Source organism: Psychrobacter sp. DAB_AL32B (assembly GCF_002224105.1).
Taxonomy (GTDB): Bacteria; Pseudomonadota; Gammaproteobacteria; order Pseudomonadales; family Moraxellaceae; genus Psychrobacter.
Genome location: NZ_NEXU01000171.1, coordinates 1 through 342, shown reverse-complemented (window position 1 = coordinate 342; position 342 = coordinate 1). Strand labels below are relative to the sequence as shown.

1 pseudogene is annotated in these 342 nt (G+C 46.5%); it reads right to left on the bottom strand.

The features are described from left to right. Positions 1-342: pseudogene (locus tag CAN34_RS13855) on the bottom strand (EamA/RhaT family transporter); the annotation flags it as partial.

The window sequence follows — 342 nt, the reverse complement described above, 5'->3', positions numbered from 1 at the left end:
GGTACACCGACAACTGCTCCTACCGAGCCTAATAAGCTCAACAACACTGGACCACCCGTTTTTTGTAGTAAGAACAGTAGTAAAAACTGACCAGCAAAGACGAACGCTTGCACGATGATTAAACAAAGCGGTAAAAGCTCGGCTATCGGAACAGTAAGTGAGTAACTAGGAATGATACTGACTAGGCCAAGTAACCCTGAAGCGGCTATCAGCATACCGGGAGCGAGCGCGGGGGCAGAGAGATTGTTTGGCCAATACAACGTTCGATAGATATTGCCAATGGCCAATAAAACAGGACCACAAAGAGTTAAAACAATCCAAAACACACTCGCATCTGGTGCA